Below are 18,223 nucleotides of genomic sequence, written 5' to 3'. Positions count from 1 at the left end.
TCGTGTGCAGCAGGCGCGGAAGGCGAACGCGGTGGTCACACCGAGGTGGGCCGGTCGGAGCGGCGCAGCCGGTCGTCATGCCGTGCTGGTCGACGTCACGGGAGTGGCAGCCGTGCCGTCGGAGGCCACCCGGCCGGGCCTCGGGCCTGGCCGGTGACGCGCAGGAAGACGTGCGTGGCCGTGCGTGCCGTGCGGGGTGGTGTGGACGCGCACCAGGTCGGCGAGTCGAGTGCCGTCCTGCCAAGTGCTGAGCAGGGAGGTGCCGCCGGTGTGCCGGAGGCTGTTGCGGTGTTGCCGGGGACGTGCTCGGTGTGGTTATCGCGGCGGTGCGGAGCGTGGAGCCACCGCACCGCCGCGACCGGCCCGCCGGGTCAGGGCGCCGTGCGGGCCGAGCCGGTGCGGGTCCACCGCTGGTTGGCGCCGCCGTGGCAGTCCCAGATGATGACCTTCGTGCCGTTGGCGGTGGCGCCGCCGTTGACGTCCAGGCACCTGCCCGACGCCACCGCCGTCACGCTGCCGTCGGAGTTGAGGCGGAACTGCTGGTTGCCCTGGCCGTTGCAGTCCCACAACGTCACGGCGGTGCCGTTGGCCGTGCCCTGGTTGTAGACGTCCAGGCACTTCGCGCCGTCGTAGGCGCGCAGCTCACCGGCCGCGGTCGTGGTGAAGCGCTGGTTGGTCTGGCCGTTGCAGTCCCAGATCTGGGCCAGGGCGCCGTTGGTCGGCGTGCTCCCGGGGATGTCCAGGCAGCGGTTGGAGCTCTGGCCCACCAAGGAGAACGACGTGGGCACGGGGCCCCCTCCGCCGCTGACGACGTACACCGCCGTGCCGTGCGCCGGGACGCTGGCCGAGATGGCGCCGGACGTGGTGGTGGTGCCGTTGGTCCAGGCGTCGCGCAGCGTGAACGAGCTGCCCGACAGGCCGATCGCGCTCGCCGTGGTCGAGACGGTGGTCGTGCCGCCACCCTGGTTGAACAGGGCGACCGCGACGGCGCCGTTGGCCAGCCGCTTGGCCAGGACGCGCCGGGTGCCGTCGTGGGAGACCTGCCTGCCCTGCAGGCCGAGGCTGTCCTGGTTGATGGCGATGAGGTTCGCGTTCTTCAGGATGGTCGACGTGGCGGCGTCCATGTTGCGCAGGTCGTTGCCCGCGATCAGCGGTGAGGCCATGACCGCCCACAGGGCGAAGTGGCTGCGCATCTCGGTGTCGGTCATGCCGCCGCGGCCGACTTCCATCATGTCCGGGTCGTTGAACGCGCCCGGCCGGGCGTAGGAGGCGAGCGGCACGGTGACGTTGACGATGTTCTGGATGCCCATCGGGTAGCCGTTGGTCTGCCCGGTGTCCCACCTGTTGGTGATGTCCTCGGTGGTGCGCCACATGTTCGCGACGTCACCCCAGTCGCGTCGGGGACCGGTCTTGTCGTGGATGCTGTTGGAGTTGATGCTGTAGACGATCGGGCGCCCGGTGGCGCGCAGCGCGTCGCGCATCTTGGCGAACGTGCGCACCTGGTCGTCGATCGTGCCGCTGGGGTGGCACCAGTCGTACTTGAGGAAGTCCACGCCCCACGCGGCGAACTGCCGCGCGTCCTGCGCCTCGTGGTTCAGGCTGCCGGTGGCGCCGGGGTAGGAGTCGAAGTACTGCGCGCACGTCTCGGACAGCGGCGCCTGGTAGATGCCGAACTTCAACCCGCGGGCGTGGATGTAGTCGCCGAGCGCCTTCATGCCGCTGGGGAACCGGCCCGGGTCGCCCTGGAGGTTGCCCGCCGAGTCGCGGTTGGGGTTCATCCAGCAGTCGTCGACGACCACGTACTGGTAGCCGAGTTCGCGCATCCCGGAGTTGGCCATGGCGTCGGCCATCTGCCTGATCAACGCTTCGTTGATGTTGCAGCCGAACGTGTTCCACGAGTTCCACCCCATCGGCGGGGTGCGCGCCACTCCGTTCTCCAACGCCTGCGCGGACGGCGTGTGCAGCACCGCCGTCACCGCCGTCATCGCCGACAGCAGCAGCATGCCTGCCGCCAACAGCGCTGCCGCCCTGCGGGGGCGGGGAAGTCGTGTTGCTGTCACCTGTTCTCACTCCTCGGTGCGTACGACGTTCCGGCTGCCACCCGTGTTGCAGCACGGCCGGGCGAAGTGTTGCCCGATGCTCCGGAATCCCGATTGGACAGGTCTGCCGGCGGGCTGTGACGGGGCGGCTTCCGTCAGCGGCGCAGGCTTCGACGGGGACAGTGTCGCACCTATTGTTCACGCTCACAAGATGGTTCCGGTGAAAAGCGGTTCTCGCTAGTCGGATCGGAGTACCCATTCGAGACGGTGTGCTCAGTTATGGCCATACCCTCGCTTCTACCTGCGGATATGTGGCTTCGAGGTTGGCTGCCTTGGTGATGATTCGATGACACCGACATCGGGTGAGCGCTAACAATTTAGCTGTGGTGGTGCGTTGTTTCACCACTTGGGGCCTTTGCCGACCGGCCGGGCATGCAGGATCGGGCACGACGACAACGAACTCCTGGGGGAACGGGAGCGGGAACGCTCGCGGTGGCGAGTGGCAATCAGTTCCGTGCGAACCGACAGCGTCCCAGCGGCGCGCAGGAGGAGTCCCCCGGTGGAGCGGCTGGATGGGCCGGAAGCGCTGGCAGCCTGGTACGACGCCCATGCCCGCCCGCTGCACCACTACCTGGCCCGGCGGGCCGGGACGGCGGTGGCCGACGACCTCGTGGCCGACGTTTTCCTGGCCGCCTGGGAGCAGCGGGAGGGGTTCGACCCGAACCGCGCCGGGCCCAAGGCGTGGTTGTACGGGATAGCCACCAACCTGCTGCGGCGGCACCACCGCTCCGAGGAGACCCGGCTGCGGGCCTGGGCGCGGGACGGTGGGCGCCGGTCCACCCAGGACGAGGTCGACCACCGGGTCGCGGAGAGCGTGGACGCGGACGTGCGCGCCCGGCGGATGGCGGAGGCCATTGCGGGGCTGCGCGCGGAGGAGCGTGACGTGCTGCTGCTCGTGGCGTGGGGCGAGTTGACCGCGGCGGAGGTCGCGGAGGTGTTGAAGATCAAGGAGCAGACGGTGCGGACGCGTCTGCACAGGGCCAGGACGAAGCTGAGGACCGAGGAGGCGCGCGATGCGTGAGGACGAGATGGACCACGTCGTGCGGGACGTGCGCGGTGACACGGCTCCGATGACCGAGGAGAGCTTCGCCGCCAATCGGGAGAAGGTGCTGGCGCTCACCGCGGCCGGACGGCCGGCGGGCAGGCCGGCGCGGCGCTGGTGGGGTGTCGCCGCGGGCGTCGCCGCGCTGGCCGTGGGCGGGGTGCTGGCCCAGGTGGCGCTCGGTGGCCCGACGCCCGCGACCGCCGAGGCGGCGCAGGCGTTGACCAGGGCGGCGGACGCGATCACGACGACTGATCCGGTGCTGGGCCCCGGTCAGTACCGGTACGCGATCAGCCGCGGCCGGTCGGCGGTGCAGGCCCGGCAGGGCGGGCAGGACTTCCGGTGGCTGGGCGAGGAGGTCCTGGAGGTGTGGCTGCCCGCGGTCGAGGGCGAGGAGTACCTGGTCCGCCCCCGGGACACCGGTCGGCGGGACTGGTTGGTCGGCACCGAGGAGCAGGCGCGGAGCGCCGGGGTGGACCTGCGGCCCGCAATGCAGAACGAGGTGCGTGGCCGGTGCGACCGGCAGTGCCAGGAGGACCCGGGGGCGTGGCAGCAGCCCAACGCCCGGTTCCTGGCCGGCCTGCCCCGCGCGCCGGAGGCGTTGCTGGAGCGCCTGCTCGCGGACGGTCGGGGACGCGGGTCCAGCGACCACCAGGAGGCGCTGGTCCTCGCCTCCGACCTGCTGCGCAGCGGCAAGGTGCCCGCCGAGCTGCGGGCCGCGCTGTTCCGGGCGCTGGCGCTGCTGCCCGGCCTGGAGGTGGTCGACCAGTCGGCCAACCTGGACGGCAGGCGGGGCGTCGCGCTGGCCGTGACCGACGGCGACGGCCGGCAGGAGGTCATCGTCGACCCGGCCACCGGCGAGTTCATCGGCGACCGCCGCGTGCTGACCGAGTCGGACGGGTCCCTGCCGGCCGGGACGGTCGTGGAATCCAGCTCGGTGACGACGGCCGTGGTCGACGGGATCGGCGTCCGCCCCTGAGGTCCGGACCGCCCTTGGTCCGGTGGGAACGCCGAGGGGTCGATGAGGTCAGGGGTTGGCGGCGAGGAGGAGGAACGCGCCGAGCAGGATGAGGTGCACGAGTCCTTGCAGCCGGGTGGCCCGACCGGGAACGACCGTCAGGGTGGCGACGACGATGGTGATCGCCAGCATGACGATCTGGTTCGCGCCGAGGCCGAGCAGCAGGGGACCGGGGAGCCAGATCGTCATGATGGCGATCGCGGGGATGGTCAGGCCGATGCTGGCCATGGCGGAGCCCAGGGCGAGGTTGAGGCTGACCTGGATGCGGTTGCGGCGGGCGGCGTTGGCCGCGGCGAGGGTTTCGGGCAGCAGCACGAGCAGGGCGATGACCACGCCGACGAACGCGTGCGGCAGGCCCAGGGCGGCGACGGTGTCCTCGATCGCGGGGGACAGCACCTTGGCCAGGCCGACGACCGCGACGAGCGCGACGAGCAGCAGCGCCACGCTCGTGACGGCGGCGCGGTTGGTGGGCGGGTCGGCGTGGTCGTCGCTGTCGGCGTCGTTGACGACCACGCCATCGCTGGTGACGGGCAGGAAGAAGTCGCGGTGGCGCACGGTCTGGGTGCTGACGAACGTGGCGTAGAGGATGAGGGAGGCCGCGGCGGCGAACGCGAGCTGCGTCGGGGAGAACTCGGGCCCGGGTCGGGCGGTGGTGAACGTCGGCAGCACGAGGCAGACGACGGCCAGGGTGGCGACGGTGGACAGGGCCGCGCCGGTGCCCTCGGCGTTGAACACGGCGAGCCGGTGCTTCACGGCGCCGATCAACAACGACAGGCCCAGGATGCCGTTGCAGGTGATCATCACGGCGGCGAAGACGGTGTCGCGGGCCAGCGAGGCGGCGCCGGTGCCACCCGCGATCATCAAGGTGACGATCAGGCCGACTTCGATGACCGTGACGGCGACGGCCAGCAGCAGCGACCCGAAGGGCTCCCCGACTCGGTGCGCGACCACTTCGGCGTGGTGCACCGCCGCCAGCACCGCGGCGCCCAGGACCAGGGCGACGACGACGAGCAGCAGCGAGGGCAGGTCGCGGCCCCAGGCGGCGGCCATCACGGCCACGGCGACCGGCGGCGCCACGAACCGCCAGTCCGTGAAGGACCGACCTCGACGGTCCGGCGCCGTCGACGCGGCTCGCGCCTCGGCGGGATCGGTTCCTCCGTGCCCGCTCACAGGTTGCGGTCCGTTGTAGACACTCGCGCACATCCGACGGTCATATGTCCAGAATATCGGACCCGGGTGTTTTCCGACGTGGACGGCCGACGCAGGGCCTCTGACTGCCGTCGACGCCCGCAGCCGCGAGGCGGCGCGCCACGCCCAGTGGCGCCGAGCAGAGCGGCAGCGTGAGCACGAACACCTCGTAATCCGGACTGTCTACACCGGATCGGGTGACGGAGACCTCGCGCCCCCGAGGTCGATCCGATTCGCCCGCACCGCCCCGGACCTCGAACCGGAACCGCGGTAATGCCGATCTTTCGCGATCCGCATTCGCTCGCAATCGGCTGTGCGCGGTAACGTGAATTCCGAATCCTTGTCAAGTGTTCGTGGTCGTGCGACCATGAAGGGGTGAAGATCCTCATCATTGGGGGCTCGGTATTCCTCGGATGGTTTTTCGCGCAGGAGGCAATCGCTCGTGGGCATTCCTTGACCGTGTTCAACCGGGGGAAGTCCGGACCTGGAACACGGGGAGCGCGGAACATCCGGGGTGACCGGGAGGATCCGATCGACCTGGACGCCCTCGCCGCCGCGGGACCGTGGGACGCGGTGATCGACACCAGTGGTTCCCGGCCCCGCACCGTCGGGCAGTCGGCCCGAGCCCTCAGCGGCAGGGCGGGAGCGTACCTGTTCGTGTCGTCCGTCCACGCCTACGCCGACTGGCCCGCCGGACCCGTCGATGAACAATCGCCGCGCCACCTCTGCCCGCCGGACGCCGCCGTTGACGAGGTGTCCGGCAACGTGCTCAAGGCGGGGTGCGAGCGGGCTTTGGAGAAGTACTTCGAGGGCGACACCTGCGTCCTCAACCCCGGACTGATCGTAGGTCCGCGCGAAACTCCCGGACGGCTGCTGTGGTGGCTGGAGCGCATGGCTCGCGGCGGCGAGGTCGTCGCGCCGGGCCGGGCCGGGCAGCCGGTCCAGCTCATCGACGCCCGGGACATCGCGGCGTTCGGGCTCGACCTGCTGGAGAAGGGCGCTGCCGGGCGTCACGTGGTCACCGGCCCCGAGGGCACCACGACCTTCGGTGAATTGCTGGACCTGTGCGCGCGGGTGACCGGAGCGGGGGCGCGACCGGTGTGGGTCGCCGAGGACTTCCTGGTGGACCACGACGTGCAGCCCTGGACCGAGATGCCGTTCTGGGCGCTGGAGCAGCCCGCCATGGCGGGCGCCTGGGCGGCTTCCCCGGCGAAGGCCGTCGCCGCCGGGCTGCGCTGCCGCCCGTTGGCCCGGACGGTTGAGGACGCCTGGGAGTGGCTGGGTGAGCGCGGCCCGTCCGAGACCCCCTACCGGCAGGGCGACACCGTGCTCGGGATCGACCCGGTGAAGGAGCGCGGAGTGCTTAGCGCGTGGCGGGCCCAGGTGGGCGGCTGATGACCGGACAGGAATCCGGTGCGCCGCGCGACCTGTACGACTGGTTCGCCGCGTCGGCACGGGAGCACGGCGAGCTCGTTGCCCTGGAGGTCGGCGGGGAACGGCTGACCTATCGCGCACTGGACGGCCTGGCCGTGGCGCTGGCCCGGGAGATCCTGACCGCGTGCGACGGCCGTGCTCCGCGTCGGGTGGGCCTGACGACGACGCCGGGCACGTTGACCTACGCGGCGTGCTTGGCGGCGCTGCGCCTGGGCGCGGCCGTGGTCCCGCTCAACTCGTCCTTCCCCGCGGCACGGCTGGCCTCCGTCGCGCGGGTCTCCGGCCTGAACCTGCGCCTGGTCGACCACGTCCCGGCGCCCGAGGTCCCGGACGTGCCGGTCCTGCACCTGTCCCCGGACCTCCTGGCGCGGTTGCGCCAAGGCGAAGCGGTGGGGGAAGTGCCGCCCCGGACCGAAGCAGCCGCTGGGGATGCCGCGTACGTGCTGTTCACCTCGGGATCGACCGGCACCCCCAAGGGCGTGCCGGTCGCGCACCGCAGCATCGACGCCTTCCTGCGGTACGTCATCGACCGCTACGCGCTCGGGCCCGGCTGCCGGATGGCCCAGAACAGCGGCCTGGCGTTCGACGCGTCCGTCCTCGAACTGTTCGGCGCCTGGGGCTCGGGCGCCACCCTGGTCGTCCCACCCCGGAGCGAACTGCCCAAACCGGCCCGGTTCGTGACCCGAGAGGGGATCACGCACTGGTTCTCGGTGCCGTCCGTGATCACGATGGCGGACCTGACCGGGGGTCTCGACCCCGGCTCGATGCCTTCGTTGCGCTGGAGCCTGTTCGGGGGCGAGCAGTTGACGGTGCAGCAGGCCAAGGCTTGGCGCACGGCCGCGCCGCAGAGCGTGGTGGAGAACGTGTACGGGCCGACCGAGCTGACCATCCTCTCGACGCAGTACCGGCTGCCGGAGCGGGTGGAGGACTGGCCGCGCACGGCCAACGGCACCCTCCCCATCGGCCCGGTCTACCCCCATCTCGACCACCGGGTCGTGGACGAGCAGGGCAAGCCCTCCAGCGTGGGCGAGTTGCTCCTGCGCGGCGTGCAGCGGTTCGCCGGATACCTCGACGAGGACGACAACCGGGGACGGTTCCTGGACGCCTCAGGGCGTCCCGTGGAGACCACCGGGCGGTACGTCCCGGACGAGGACCACTGGTACCGCACCGGAGACCTGGTCCAGGTGCTGGACGACGGGGTCCTGGTGCACCTGGGGCGGCTCGACCAGCAGGTCAAGATCATGGGCCAACGGGTGGAGGTCGGCGAGGCCGAGGCGGTGCTGCGCGAGCAGGACGGCATCGGTCAGGTCGCGGTGGTGGCCCTGCGCGGCGAGGACGGGCAGACGCGGCTGGAGGCGGTGTACACGGGGGTCGCCCGGCCTGCGGCGCAGCTGCGCGAGGCGCTCTCCGAACGCCTGCCGCGCTACATGGTGCCGCTCCGGTTCACCCACCGGACCGAGCTGCCGATGAACTCCAACGGCAAGCTGGACCGCTTGGTGCTGGCGCAGCAGCTGGCCGAGTCCCAGGACTGATCCGGACGCGCAGGCGAAGGGCGGTGGGCTCTCTGGAACCGGGAGCCCACCGCCCTTCACCCGTGGGCCTGCACCAGTGCGCCGAGCGTCTTCCAGAACAGCGGCCAGTCCTGGGCGAAGTACATGTGACCGCCCGGCACGTCCACCACGGTGGCTCCGGAGGACGTGTGCTCAGCCCAGCGAGCCGCGTCCTCGTACGGCACCAGTTCGTCCTCGGCGCCGCGCAGGACGCTCACCGGCACGGTCAACGGGCCGCCGGGTGAAGGGGTGTAGCCGTCCTGGATCTCCAGGTCGGCGCGGAGCGCCGGGAGCAGCAGTTCCCGCAACTCCGGTTCGTGCCAAGCCTCGTGGTCGTAACCCACGAGTCCGCGCAACCGGGCGACGAACGCGTCGTCGTCGAGCCGGGCGCCGTCCATCCGGGGGCGGGCCACGCCGGGCGCCGCCGCCCCGCTGACCACCAGGCGCTCGGGCAGCCGCGCTCCGTCGGCGGCGAGCAGCAGGACCACCTCGTACGCCAGCAGCGCGCCGAAGCTGTGCCCGAACACGGCGAACGGACCGGTTCCCGCCGCTTCGCGGATCTGGTCGACGCAGACGCGGGCGGCCTCCGCCATGGTCGTGCAGGGTTCCTGGACGAACCACTCGTCGCGTCCCGGCAGCTGGACCGGAACGATCCGGAACGGCAGACCGGGCTGGTTCTGCCACGGTCGGAAGACCCCGGCCCCACCTCCGGCGTAGGGCAGGCACATCACGGCGATCGTCATCGTGACTCCAGGGGAGCGCGGGAGGAGGGAGGGTGGGGCGCCCCGAAGACCGCGGCACGGGGAGCCGTCGAGCGGTCAGCGACGGGACCGGCCGGCCCAGCCGCTCAGCGCCTGGGCGCGGCGCGCACCGCGCTGCGCGCCGGTCGGCGCCGGGCTCCGTCCGCCGCCGGCGGGAGACTCGGCGCCGTCAAGAGGAGCGTTGTCAAGGCCGTCCAGGAAGCCGGCCAACGCCCGCACCCTGGTGTGCCGGAACAGGTCTGCCGCGTGCAGTGAGGGATAACGGGACCGCAGCAGGGTCAACACCTGGAGTATCCCCGAGGACGTGCCGCCGAGTTCGAAGAAGGTGGCCCCGGTGTCGGTGACCGGTTCGCCCAGGACCCGTTCCCAGACCTGCGAGACGGCGGCAGCGGCCGTCCCGGGCAGTGCGGCGGCGGCGGAACCCACCGCCTCGGCACTCGCGGCGGCCCAGTCGGCGAGGACCCGCCGGTCGAGCTTGCCGTTGGGCGAGCGGGGCAGGTCGGCCACGCCGTGCCACTCGGTGGGCAGCATGGCCCCGGTGAGCCAGTCCGCCGTGCCGCGCCGCAGCTCGGCCGCGACGGCGGCGGGCAGCGGGCGGGGCGACGGGCCCGCTCCGGGGTCGTCCTCGCGCACGAGGAAGGCGATGACACCGGTGTGGTCCGGCAGCGGGGCGACGGCGGCGTCCCGGACGCCGGGACGCCGGCGCAACGTGGTCTCGATCTCCCCGGTCTCGATGCGCTGCCCGAGGATCTTGACCTGGTCGTCGGCCCGGTGGAGGAACTTGAGGCCGGCGCCGGGGGTGAAGGACACGACGTCGCCGCTGTGGTAGCCGGGGACGCCACCGGCACGGGGCAGCGCGGGGAAGCGCTCGGTGGTCAGGTCCGGGCGCCGCCAGTAGCCGTCACCCACACCGGCGCCGGAGATCAGCAGGTCGCCGGGGCACCCCGGCGGCAGGTCGCGGCCGCTCGCGTCCACCACGTGGCAGCGCACGCCCGGCAGCGGCAGGCCGATGTGCACCGGTGCGCCGGGGGTGACCCGCCACAGCGTGGTGTACACGGTGGCCTCGGTCGGTCCGTAGCCGTTCAGGACCGGACCGGGGACGAGTCCGGCGAGGTCGTCGGCGAGGTCGTCGGCCAGCGGCTCGCCCCCGACCAGCAGGCCGCCGAGCCGGGCGAGGAACGCGCGCCCCTGCGCGGAGGCGGTGTGCAGCCGGGCGGCGGACGGGGTGCACTGGTAGAACGCGCCGTCCGGGTCCGGCACGTCCTGGAGGACCGTGCGGTGGCTGGTCAGGTGCGCGGTGCGGCCGTTGGTCAGCGGCCAGACCAGCTCGATGAGACTGATGTCGAAGGAGGAACTGGTGCCTGCCAGGACCACGCCGGGGCCGTCGGGGAACTCGGCGTCGAAGGCGGCGAACAGGGCGCACAGGTTGTCGTGGCGGATGACGGCGCCCTTGGGGCGGCCGGTGGACCCGGAGGTGTACATGACGTACGCGGGGGCGTCGGAGGCGATCTCCGGCCACTCCGCCGGCGCCGGTGAGGCGGAGTCCGGGGTCAGCGTCCGCAGGCCGGGCAGCAGGGGAGCCCTGGCGATCAGCGCGGCGGGCTCGGCGTCCCGCAGGACGTAGCGCAGCCGTTCGGCGGGGTGGTCGGGGTCCAGCGGCACGTAGGCGGCGCCCGCCCACCAGGTGGCCAGGACCGAGACGACCAGGTCCGGTGAGCTGCCCAGGTGGATCCCGACCCGGTCCCCGGGGCGCACGCCCGCTTCCACGAGGGCGGCGGCGAGGGCTCGGGCGCGGTCGGTCACGGCGGCGTAGTCCAGTTGCCCGGCGGCGCTGCGAACGGCGACGGCCGCCGGGTCGGACTCCGCCCTGGCCCGGACGAGGTGGTGCACCGGCACGGTCGCGGTGGCGACCGGAGGACCCGTCAGCGCCGCGAGTTCGGCGCGTTCCCGCGCGCCGAGGAGGTCGTGCGCGGTCAGCAGCCGGGCCTCCGGAGCGGTCAGCGCGTCGAGGGCCGCGACGAGGTGGTCCAGGAAGCGCTCCGCGGTGCGGGCGTCGAGGGCCGAACGGGGGTGGGCGACGGCCAGGTGCTTCCCGCCATCGGGGGCGTTCAGCAGGGTGACGCTCAGGTCGTACTCCACCTGGTCGGACTCGGGCGGTTCCATCCGCCACCGCAGGCCCGCCGCGTCGACGGTCTCGGTGTGCAGCTCGCCCTGGGTGCACAGCAGCTGGGTGAAGGGCTTGCGGTCGGGGTGGCGCGGCGCGCCGGTCACGGCCAGGATGTCCTCGATCGGCAGGTCCGCGTGCTCGACCGCGTCGAAGAGGGCTTCCAGGGTGCGGTCGAGCAGGTCCTCCGTGGTGGCGCCGGTCAGGTCGACGCGGACCGGGATGGTGTTCTGCAGGCAACCGACGACCGAGACGCCGCGGGTGTCCCGCTCGGCTCCGCTGACCGTGGCGACGACGACGTCGTCGGTGCGCCCGTACCACCCCGCGACCCAGGCCAGGGCGCTCATCACCTGGGTGAACGCGCTCGCCCCCGTTTCCGCCGCGCGGCGGGACATTTGGTCTACGAGGGCGTCGGGCAGCCGCGTGGCGAGCGACGCGCGGGCGCGGTCCGCGCCGGGCGTGAGCTGTGGCAGGGCGCAGTCCTCCGGCGCCCCTTCGAGCGCGGTCGTCCAGAACCGCCGCAGCAGGTCGAGGCGTTCGGCGGACGGGACGCCCTCCGGCGGCTCGGCGTCGGCGAGTTCGCCCGGCCCCAGCCCGTGGGCGGTCGTCAGCGAGGACAGCAGGGCGGCGGCGGAACCGTCGTCGAAGACGCCGTGGTGCACGGCGAACAGCAGGTGCGCCCGGTCGGCGCGGTGCAGGACCGTGATCCGGCACAGCGGTGCACCGGCGTGGTCGAAGGGAGCGCCGAGCGCGGACACGTGGTGCTCAAGGGCTCGGTGTGCCAACTCCTCGTCCTCCGGCAGGGGGTGCACCGCAAGCGGAACCTCGGACACCGGGTGGACGCGTTGAACCAGGCCCTCGGGCTCCATGTGCAAGGAGACCCGCATGGCCGACTGGGCGCGCAGCACAGCGCGCACGGCGGCCAGCAGCCGGTCGACGTCCACCGCTCCGGAAACGGCCAAGGAGTGCACGATGGCGGGCCGGGGCTGCTGCATGTCGAGCACGAAGAAGCGGAGCTGCCCTGGGGTCGCGGGTTTCTGCATTCGGAGTCCTTGTCAGGAGTGGCCCGGGATGCGGGGGTCGGGGGACGCTCAGCGCGGCAGCGGCGGGCGTCCGGTGGCGGCGACGTGGGCGGCGAGCCGGCGGACCGTCGGGTGGCGGAACAGCTCGGGCCAGCGCAGGCCGCCGTCGATGCGGGCCAGGCAGCGCAGCGCGGACATGGAGTCGCCGCCGAGCGCGAAGAAGTCGGCGTCGCGGCCGACCGGACCGGTGCCCAGGACGTCCTGCCACACCGCGGCGATGTGCTCCTCCCAGGCGCCGACCGGGGCTTCGAAGGCCACCGCTCCGGGCTCCGGTGCGCCGGGCGCCGCGGCGAGGGCGCCGAGGGCCTTGCGGTCGAGCTTGCCGTTGGGGTTGAGGGGCAGTTCGTCCAGGACGAGGACCGCCGCGGGAACCATGAAGGAGGGCAGCACCCTGGCCAGGTGCGCGCGCAGTTCCTCGGGGCGCGGGGTCCGGTCGGGGAGGGGGACGACGTGGCCGACCAGCCGCCGGGTTCCGGTGGAGTCCTCCCGGGACGTGACGACGGCGTCCTTCACGTCGGGGTGGGCGCGCAGCACGGCTTCCACCTCACCCGGTTCGACGCGCAGGCCGTGCAGCTTGACCTGGAAGTCCTTGCGGCCGAGGAGTTCCAGGACGCCGTCCGGGCGCCAGCGGGTGAGGTCCCCGGTCCGGTAGAGGCGGTCGTGCACGTCGCCGCAGGACCAGTCCAGGAAGCGCTCGGCGGTGAGGTCGGGGCGTTCCAGGTAGCCCCTGGCCAGCCCGACGCCGGCCAGGTGGAGCTCGCCGACGACCCCGGGCGGGACCGGCTGCAACGCGTCGTCCAGGACGTACACGCGCTGGTTGGCCATGGGGCGGCCGTAGGGGATGCTGGTCCAGGCCGGGTCGGTCTCCGCCACCTCGTGGATCGTGGAGTGGATCGACGCCTCGGTGGCGCCGCCGAGGGCCACGAAGCGGACCCGGGGGGCGAGCGCCCGCACCCGTTCGGGCAAGGACACCGGGACCCAGTCGCCGCCGAGCATGACCAGCCGCAGCCGGCTCAGGGCCGTGCCACCGGTGTTCTCCAGGTGTTCCGCGAGCAGTTCCAGGAGGGCCGGGGCGGAGTTCCAGATGGTGACGTCGTGCTGCGCGAAGAGGCGGGCCCAGTGCGCCACGTCCTTGGCGCGGTCCGCCTCGGGCACCACGACGACGCCGCCGGCCGCGGTGATCCCCAGGAATTCGTAGACCGACATGTCGAAGCTCGGCGAGGACAGGGCGAGGACGCGGTCCGAGGGACCCACGGCGAAGCGGGAGTTGAGGTCCGCCAGGTTGTTCACCACGCCGCGGTGGCGCAGGGCGATGGGCTTGGGCAGACCTGTCGACCCGGAGGTGTGGATGACGTAGCACAGGTCGTCGGGACCCGCGATCCGGCCGAGGCCGGTTCCCGGTCGTGCCGCGAGGTCGGGCGCGGCGCCGTCGAGGAGCCCTTCGACCAGGACGACCGGTCGGTCGGCGCCGGGCGGCGGGGCGGGCAGCGCGGCAGCCCGGACCCGGTCGGTGACCACGGCGGCGCAGGAGGCGCCCTCCAGCATCGAGTCCAGCCGCTGGGCGGGGTAGTCCGGGTCGAGGGGCACGTAGGCGCCACCGGCCTTCAGGATGCCCAGCACGGCGGCGAGCAGGGTGGCGGAGCGCTCCAGGCACAGCCCGACCCGCACGTCGGGCCCCACGCCCTCGTCCCGGAGCCGGTGCGCGAGCCGGTTGGCGGCGGCGTCGACCTCCCCGTACGTCCAGGTGCGCGCGGCGTCGACGACGGCGGGCGCGCCGGGGTCGGCCGCGGCCCTCTCCTCGAACGCCGTGTGCAGGCAGGTGTCGTGCGGCAGGTCGGCCGTCGTGTCGTTCCACTCGACCAGGACGCGGTGCGTCTCCTCGGCGGTGAGCAGGGCCAGCCGGGAGACCGGCGTGCGCGGAGCGCGGGTGGCGCCCGCCGTGAGGGTGCGCAGGTGGGACAGGACGCGACGGGCGGTGTCCGCCGTGAACAGCCGCTCGTCGTAGCGCAGTTCGGCGGTCCAGGCGTCGTCCTGCCGGTCCAGGGCGAGGTGCCACTCGAACGGCGGGGCGCCCTGCGGCCCGGTGCGGTGGTCGACCGCCACCACCGGCGTGCCGAGGTCGGCGGCGGGCGTCACGAGGGTGCTGCGGGCCACCAGGTCCGCAATGGTGGAGTCCGGGTCGACGGTGTACCCGATGACGCCGCCGGGAGTGGCGAGGGCGATCAGGTCCTGACCGGTGAGGCGGTGCAGCAGTGCCGCGAAGCAGGCCGTGAGCCGTTCGCGGGCGGCCGTCCCGTCCTCGTGCGCGACACCGGCCAGGGCGTCCCGGACCAGACCGGTCGCCCGGGGGTCTGCCCCGGCGCGGCGGGGTCGGTCGGCGCGGATGAGCACGGCCGGCCAGGTCGCCGGAGCTTCGGTGGTGGTGGTGCTGTCGGTGCTCACAGGAGTGCTCCTGTCCGGAGGGCGCTGTGGGCTTCGGCCAGGGCGGTCGAATGCGGCAGGGGGTGGCGGGCGCACAGCGCCCGGACGTGCTCGCGCAGGCGGACCCGCTGGTAGGGGTCGATGCGGTACTCGGTGTCGCTCAGCGGGGTGGTCGCGGTCAAGGCGGCGTGCATCAGCTCCGCGCACTCGCGCATGTGCTCCGGGCCCATGCCGCGCTGGGCGAGGATGTTGCAGCCCAGCCGGATGCCGCTGGTGATCAGGGGAGGTCGGGCGTCACCCGGGACGCGGTTGCGGTTGACGAGGATCCCGCACTCCTCCAGCGCCCGTTCCGCGACGACCCCGGTGAGCCGGCTGTCGCGGAGGTCGATCAGGGCCATGTGGTTGTCGGTCCCACCGGTGAGCACCTCGTGGCCCAGGCGGGCCAGTTCGGCGGCGAGCGCGCGGGCCCCGGAGACGGTGAGCCTCGCGGTCCGGGCGAACAGGGGCTCGGCGGCGAGTGCGAAAGCGCGCGCCTTGGCGGCGATCGACGCGGGGGCCGGGGTGCCCTGGTTCTGCGGGAAGACGGCCCGCTGCATCAGCTGGTCCAGCGGGGTGCGCCCGTCGGGACCGGGGGCCTGGTGGTCGCGACCGCTGAGGATGAGCCCGCCCCGCGGTCCGCCGAGTTGCTTGTAGGTGCTGGTCGTGGTGATGTGCGCGTGGTCGATCGGGCTGGGGTGCTCGTTGGCGGCGACCAGGCCCGAGATGTGCGAGATGTCGGCCAGGAGGTAGGCGCCGACCGAGTCGGCGATCTCCCGGAACCGGGCGAAGTCGAGGGTCCGGGAGTAGGCGCTGGCGCCGGCGATCAGCACGGTGGGGCGGTGTTCGGCGGCGAGTTCGGCGACGTGGTGGTAGTCGATCCGGCCGTTCGCGTCGAGGCCGTAGCGCACGGCCCGGTAGTGCCGTCCGGTGACCGAAGCCGGGGAGCCGTGCGTGAGGTGGCCGCCGGCGTCCAGGTCGAGACCGAGCAGCGTGCCGCCGGGCGGCACGAGGGCGGCCAGCACGGCCAGGTTGGCGGAGGAGCACGAGTGCGGCTGGACGTTGGCGTAGCGCGCCCCGAACAGGGCCTTGGCGCGCCGCACGGCGAGCCGTTCGACCTCGTCGAAGTTGCCCGCGCCGGGGTGGTAGCGGGCGCCGGGGTAGCCCTCGGCGGTGACGTTCGACAGCGCGGACCCGCTCGCGGCGAGGACGGAGGGCGCGGCGATGCTGGCGGACGCGATCATCGCCAGGGTGGTGTCCTGGTGGCGGACCTCCGCGTCGAGGAGGCCCGCGAGCTCGGGGTCCTCGCGGCGCAGCTCGCCCAGCCCCGCGTGGGTGAGGCCGGCCTGCCCGTATTTCACCCCGTGCAGGTTCGGGGGGAGGTCGGCCAGGGTCACAGCTGCTCCTCGATGACGCGCCACAGCTCCGGCATGGAGTCCAGCAGGTAGAGGTGTCCGCCGGGCATCTCCACTTCGGCGTAGTCCTTGGTGGTGAAGGTCTTCCAGTCGGCGACCCCTTCCGCGGAGGCCACCGTGTCCGACACGCCGCGCAGCGCGGTGAGGGGGATCGGCAGGGGGTCGAGCACCTGGGGCCGGTAGTCGCTGTACTGCTGCAGGAGCCGTGCGTCGGAGCGCAGCACGGGCAGCAGCAGGGCGCGCAGTTCGGGGTGGTCGAGTGCTTCGAAGCCGCGCAGGCTGTCCTGCTTCAGCGATCTGACGGCTTCGTCGTCGTCGTCGCTCAGGCCGGTGTAACCGCGGTGGCGGGGGCTGCGCGCGCCGCTGACGATCAGCCGCTCGGGCAGCGGCCCCCCGGTGTCGTAGAGGTGACGGGCGGTCTCGAAGGCGAGCAGCCCGCCGAAGCTGTGGCCGAAGATCGCGAAGGGTTCCCCGGCGGCGGCTTCCGTGACGCGGCGGGAGAGGTCGGTGACGCACTCGTGGAAGGAGGCGTAGCAGGGTCGGGAGAACTCTTCCTCACGCCCCGGGAGCTGGACGGGTGTGGCGCGCGCCCGGCCGGTGCTCAGGGCCTTCCAAGGGCGGTAGATCCCCGCACCCGCCCCGGCGTACGGCAGGCACATCACTCGTGTCATCGGGCGTCCTCCTCGGTGGTCGTCGTGGGTGCGGGCCGGGACGGTCCGGAAGGGGTCGCAACGGTGTGTTGCTCTTCCGCTCCGGTCAGCGCGGCGAGCCGGTGCCGGACGGCGGCTGACAGCCTGGCCAAACGCCCCGCCCAAGGGCTGCCGGCCGGGGCTTGCAGCACCCCTCCGAGGCGGTGGCCGGGCAGCTCGTTCAGCTGGAACAGGACCTCGGCCTGTCCGCCGAGCGGCACCACGGGCTCGGTGCGCATGCGGACCCCTCCGGCGGCGTGGACGGGGCGCGGCCAGCTCTCGTACGCGAACAGGGCCTGGTACAGCGGCATGCGGCGCCCTGGACGGGTGCGCACCGCGCGGATCAAGTCGTCCTGGGGCAGGTCCATGTGGAACAGGCCGTCGGCGACGGTCCTCCAAGTGCGCTCGCACGCGGCGGGCCCGGTGGGCCGCTGCACGCGCACGGGCAGCGTAGTCAGCAGGCAGCCGATGGCGTCCGCGAGGTCCGGGGTCCGGGTGGACACCGGGGTCCCGATGCAGAAGTCCTCGGCGCCGCACAGGTCGTGCAGGGCCTGGGCGTACGCGGTGAGCAGCACGGCGAACGGCGGGCACGCGAGGCGTCGGCCGGCTTCGCGCGCCGCGGCGCCCGCCCCGTCGGGGAACCGGACGGCGTGGTGGTGCAGCTCCGCCTGGGCGAGCTCGCGCTGGGTCGGGCCGTCGCGGTCCCCCGGCAGGTCGGGCACGCCGTCGAGCGCCGTCCGCCAGTAGGCGGCGAGTTCGGCCCGGCGTTCGGCGTCCGGCGGTTGTGGGGCGGGGTGGGCGAGCGGCGGCGGTTCGGGGTCCCCGGCGACGACGCGGGCGTAGGCCCGGGCGAGGTCGGCGGTGAACACCTCGTGGGACAGCCCGTCGTACACGAGGTGGTGCGTGAGGACGTACAGGGTGGCGCCGGAGGCGTCCTGGGCGAGCGCGAGGACCACGTGGCGCCCGGTGGCGGGGTCGAGGAGCCCGGTCCGGGCCAGCTCGTCGGCGGCCGCGTCGAAGCCGGTGCCCGGGGGGAGTTCCAGCAGCGGCGGTGCCACGGGCGGCACGGTCGTGCACCGCAGTTCCCCCGCCTCGGGCGTGAAGACCGAGCGCAGCGCGGGGTGGCGGGCGACCACCCGCGCCGCCGCCGCGGCGAGTGCCGTCGAGTCGAGTGCCGTCGAGTTCGGGGAGCCTTCGACGCGCACGGTGCTGAGCACCCTCCAGGCGGGTGCGCCGGGGGCGATGCGCTCGGCGAACCAGAACTGGCGTTCCGTCGCCGAGGCGGCGCGCGGTTCGGCAAGGGGCGGTGAGGGGGTGTCCACGG

12 protein-coding genes are annotated in these 18,223 nt (G+C 73.2%); 4 read left to right on the top strand and 8 right to left on the bottom strand.

What is annotated here, in order from left to right:
• Positions 1 to 371 precede the first annotated feature (371 nt).
• Positions 372 to 2,015, bottom strand: coding sequence for a lectin (locus tag AB0F89_RS31380; protein WP_367129272.1), 1,644 nt, complete (start codon positions 2,013 to 2,015; stop codon positions 372 to 374).
• A gap of 583 nt (positions 2,016 to 2,598) precedes the next feature.
• Between AB0F89_RS31380 and AB0F89_RS31375 the strand changes: the two genes are divergently transcribed.
• Both AB0F89_RS31375 and AB0F89_RS31370 read left to right on the top strand, forming a co-directional pair.
• Positions 2,599 to 3,120, top strand: a complete 522-nt coding sequence (locus AB0F89_RS31375) for an RNA polymerase sigma factor (RefSeq protein ID WP_367129271.1) — start codon at positions 2,599 to 2,601, stop codon at positions 3,118 to 3,120.
• Positions 3,113 to 4,120 carry a CU044_5270 family protein gene (locus AB0F89_RS31370; RefSeq protein WP_367129270.1) on the top strand — a complete coding sequence of 336 codons (1,008 nt, stop codon included), beginning with the start codon at positions 3,113 to 3,115 and terminating at the stop codon, positions 4,118 to 4,120. Before AB0F89_RS31375 ends, AB0F89_RS31370 begins: the two co-directional genes overlap by 8 nt.
• Positions 4,121 to 4,168: 48 nt before the next feature.
• On the opposite strand, the gene AB0F89_RS31365 is transcribed toward AB0F89_RS31370, so the two are convergent.
• Positions 4,169 to 5,209, bottom strand: coding sequence for a calcium:proton antiporter (locus tag AB0F89_RS31365; protein WP_367139059.1), 1,041 nt, complete (start codon positions 5,207 to 5,209; stop codon positions 4,169 to 4,171).
• Positions 5,210 to 5,722: 513 nt separating this feature from the next.
• On the opposite strand from AB0F89_RS31365, the gene AB0F89_RS31360 reads away from it, so the two are divergent.
• Together AB0F89_RS31360 and AB0F89_RS31355 are read left to right on the top strand one after the other, a co-directional pair.
• Positions 5,723 to 6,742 (top strand): NAD-dependent epimerase/dehydratase family protein, encoded by a 1,020-nt coding sequence (locus AB0F89_RS31360; RefSeq protein ID WP_367129269.1) that lies wholly within the window; start codon positions 5,723 to 5,725, stop codon positions 6,740 to 6,742.
• On the top strand, positions 6,742 to 8,313 hold the full coding sequence (locus tag AB0F89_RS31355; protein WP_367129268.1) for an AMP-binding protein: 1,572 nt from the start codon (positions 6,742 to 6,744) through the stop codon (positions 8,311 to 8,313). The genes AB0F89_RS31360 and AB0F89_RS31355 overlap by 1 nt, the downstream gene beginning before the upstream one ends.
• Before the next feature lie 56 nt (positions 8,314 to 8,369).
• On the opposite strand, the gene AB0F89_RS31350 is transcribed toward AB0F89_RS31355, so the two are convergent.
• The 6 genes from AB0F89_RS31350 to AB0F89_RS31325 form a co-directional block, all read right to left on the bottom strand.
• Positions 8,370 to 9,074 carry a thioesterase II family protein gene (locus AB0F89_RS31350; protein WP_367129267.1) on the bottom strand — a complete coding sequence of 235 codons (705 nt, stop codon included), beginning with the start codon at positions 9,072 to 9,074 and terminating at the stop codon, positions 8,370 to 8,372.
• Between the two features lie 75 nt (positions 9,075 to 9,149).
• Positions 9,150 to 12,299, bottom strand: a complete 3,150-nt coding sequence (locus AB0F89_RS31345; RefSeq protein ID WP_367129266.1) for an amino acid adenylation domain-containing protein — start codon at positions 12,297 to 12,299, stop codon at positions 9,150 to 9,152.
• Positions 12,300 to 12,347: 48 nt separating this feature from the next.
• A complete protein-coding gene (locus tag AB0F89_RS31340) occupies positions 12,348 to 14,780 on the bottom strand; it encodes an amino acid adenylation domain-containing protein (RefSeq protein ID WP_367129265.1) in 2,433 nt (810 codons plus the stop codon).
• Entirely contained in the window at positions 14,777 to 16,192 is a 1,416-nt protein-coding gene (glyA, locus tag AB0F89_RS31335; RefSeq protein WP_367129264.1) for a serine hydroxymethyltransferase, read from the bottom strand. The genes AB0F89_RS31340 and glyA overlap by 4 nt, the downstream gene beginning before the upstream one ends.
• Positions 16,189 to 16,881 carry a thioesterase II family protein gene (locus tag AB0F89_RS31330; RefSeq protein WP_367129263.1) on the bottom strand — a complete coding sequence of 231 codons (693 nt, stop codon included), beginning with the start codon at positions 16,879 to 16,881 and terminating at the stop codon, positions 16,189 to 16,191. Before AB0F89_RS31330 ends, glyA begins: the two co-directional genes overlap by 4 nt.
• Positions 16,878 to 18,221, bottom strand: a complete 1,344-nt coding sequence (locus AB0F89_RS31325; protein WP_367129262.1) for a condensation domain-containing protein — start codon at positions 18,219 to 18,221, stop codon at positions 16,878 to 16,880. The genes AB0F89_RS31330 and AB0F89_RS31325 overlap by 4 nt, the downstream gene beginning before the upstream one ends.
• Between the last annotated feature and the right edge of the window lie 2 nt (positions 18,222 to 18,223).

The sequence above is a fragment of the Saccharothrix sp. HUAS TT1 genome (assembly GCF_040744945.1).
Classification (GTDB): Bacteria; Actinomycetota; Actinomycetes; order Mycobacteriales; family Pseudonocardiaceae; genus Actinosynnema.
This window is presented reverse-complemented; position numbering and strand designations above follow the sequence as displayed.